General features: G+C 62.1%; 3 protein-coding genes and 1 pseudogene. 1 reads left to right on the top strand and 3 read right to left on the bottom strand.

Features of this window, described 5'->3' with window-relative positions:
* Window positions 1–196: pseudogene (locus tag ACN5AZ_RS18605) on the top strand (hypothetical protein); the annotation flags it as partial.
* Window positions 197–256: 60 nt separating this feature from the next.
* Here ACN5AZ_RS18605 and ACN5AZ_RS18610 read toward each other — a convergent pair.
* From ACN5AZ_RS18610 to ACN5AZ_RS18620, 3 genes are all read right to left on the bottom strand, one after another.
* Entirely contained in the window at window positions 257–922 is a 666-nt protein-coding gene (locus ACN5AZ_RS18610) for an ABC transporter ATP-binding protein (RefSeq protein WP_419430390.1), read from the bottom strand.
* A 126-nt stretch (window positions 923–1048) separates the two neighbouring features.
* Window positions 1049–1573, bottom strand: a complete 525-nt coding sequence (locus ACN5AZ_RS18615) for a hypothetical protein (RefSeq protein WP_419430391.1) — start codon at window positions 1571–1573, stop codon at window positions 1049–1051.
* On the bottom strand, window positions 1570–1995 hold the full coding sequence (locus tag ACN5AZ_RS18620) for a hypothetical protein (protein WP_419430392.1): 426 nt from the start codon (window positions 1993–1995) through the stop codon (window positions 1570–1572). Before ACN5AZ_RS18620 ends, ACN5AZ_RS18615 begins: the two co-directional genes overlap by 4 nt.
* Between the last annotated feature and the right edge of the window lie 284 nt (window positions 1996–2279).

Genomic DNA, 2279 nt, shown 5'->3' on the forward strand with positions numbered 1-2279 from the left:
GGCACATCACAACCCTAGCCTGAAATCTTTCGCGGATCGCCTCCGCAAGGCCGGAAAACCGCACAAGGTCATCATCACCGCCGTCGCCAGAAAGCTGGTCACTATCGCAAACGCCCTGTGCAAGAGCCGTCAGAAATGGACCGTGAGAGATACAGTTGCTAAGGCCATGCAAGGTGTGCAAGCAATCGGCACATGACATGCGCATCGTTTCGGGCGCGAGTCCAGTTTAACTGCTGAAGGACAAACGGGCGCAAATTCAGAATCCCCTCTGGCTCGTAGTGATATCGTGATGGGCAATTGCCTCTTCAAGGTCGTCATAGAAATGGGGCTGCCCGTCTTCCAAAACGATGCCGCAGTCGCACAGCATACGTATTTGCGGCATTGCGTGGCTGCAGACCACGGCGCCTGCATCGCACAGACGGGCCTTGAACAGCCGGTCGGATCGAGCGCGAAACGCGGCATCCACCACGGTGGTGATCTCGTCCACCAGATAGACGTCAAAGCGGATGCCCTTCGAGATGCCAAAGGCCAGCCGCGACCGCATCCCCGAGGAATAGGTGCGAAAGGGCAGGCGAAAGCTGACCCCGAGATTGGCAAACGTCTCGACAAACTCGGCCAGCGCATCTGTGTCGACGCCGTAGATGCGCGCGATGAAGCGGCAGTTCTGCAGCCCTGTCAGATCGGGATGGAAGGAACCCGCAAAGCCCACGGGCCAGGAGACATCGCCGGTGGTGATGACCCGGCCTGATGTAGGCTTTGTGGTGCCTGCGATCATCCGCAACAGGGTGCATTTTCCGGCCCCGTTGCGCCCAAGCAAAGCCACCGACCGCCCCGTGGGCACGGTCAGGGTCATGTCGCGCACAACGGTCTTGGCGGTGCCGTCGGTGATATAGGTTTTGGTCAGACGTTCAAACCGGATCATGGGCCCCGCCCAATGTTTCGCGCGCGAAACACCCCGCATGTGTCCCATCACATGCGGGGGGCACATACCACGCGCTATGCACGTCGCAGGGCAGGGGGCGCGGGGCCAAAGAAGGGGGGCTGTGCGTCATCGCCGGTCCTTCAGCGCGTAAAGCACCAGCACCACCGTGCTCCAGACCAGGGTGATCAGCAGCGCCGCCAGCCCCAGCAGCACCCCGCGTTCGAGCAAGCGCGCGCTTTGTGCCAGTGTCGGCTGCACATAGGCTGCGAGATAGCGGTTTTGGCGGCGGGCTTCGGCAAGGCTTGCGTCATAGGCCGCGCGTGCGGAGGTATAGCTTTCCTCCGCAAATTCGCGGTCCACCACGAGACGTTCGTATTCGCCAAACAGGTTGGCGTAGACATCGCCGTTGCCGTCCTCGCCCCCAGCCAGTCCCAGCTTGCGTCGTTCGGCCGAGATACGGTCACGGATGACATTAATGCGCCGGTCGGCCTGTGTGACGCGGGTGTCATCGGCGCGGGTGGACAGGGTCAGCAGGTCATATTCGATCAGCGCATCGGCCAGCTGCCCTTCGAGATTGCCCAGCAGCCCCGCCTGCGTCTGCAGATCCACCGAAGGGTCCACCAGCTGGTTGGCATTGCGAAACCGCGTCACCGCCGCGCGCGCACTTCGATCAGTCCTGCGCCATTGTCATAGTAGATATCGACCATGCGGCCCCAATGGGTGACCAGATCCTCGATCGTGCCATCGGGATCAAAGGCAAACCACGGATCGCGCGCCTGCGGTTTCGCCCAGATCACGCGCAGATCCAGCGCGGCATCCATATCGGCGACCAGCTTCTGGCTTTGCAGATACTCGTACAGGATATCGGTGTCCGACGACGACGACCCCGACAGCGCGCTGATCCCGCCCAACAGTTCCAGCGCAGAGCTGCTTTCCTCGGTGCGCACGGAAAAGGCCACGGTCGAGGCATATTGGTCAGCGGCCCGCGTCCACAGATACCAGCCCACAAGGACCACAGGCAGCGCCACGCCCAAGGCAAAGCTGGCAATCAGACCCCAGTGGCGGCGTTTCATCCGGGCGGGGGCGGCGATGGGCGGGGCAGGGGGCTGCTGTGGCGGCGGGGCGGGCACGGGTTTGGGTTTCGCGGCAGTCGGGCGAGGCTGCGGCGGGGCGGGAGATCGTTGTTAGAGCCTGCTGCCGGCATCGGTCTGTTGACGGCGCTGTTCTCCATAGGCTTTCGCTCCCCGGGGTAATCCCCCCCGATCTTAAGGGGATGCGGAAGTAGAATTTTCTCGGCAGGATGAACGAGGAGATTCCGATGAAGAAGACACGTTTCACAGAAGCCCAGATCATGGCT

The sequence above is a fragment of the Sagittula sp. SSi028 genome (assembly GCF_048553715.1).
Taxonomy (GTDB): domain Bacteria; phylum Pseudomonadota; class Alphaproteobacteria; order Rhodobacterales; family Rhodobacteraceae; genus Sagittula.

Excerpts from the sequence above, each read along its gene's own strand:
- ACN5AZ_RS18620 (WP_419430392.1), bottom strand. The coding sequence starts at position 1,995 with ATGAAACGCCGCCACTGGGGTCTGATTGCCAGCTTTGCCTTGGGCGTG.
- ACN5AZ_RS18610 (WP_419430390.1), bottom strand. The coding sequence starts at position 922 with ATGATCCGGTTTGAACGTCTGACCAAAACCTATATCACCGACGGCACC.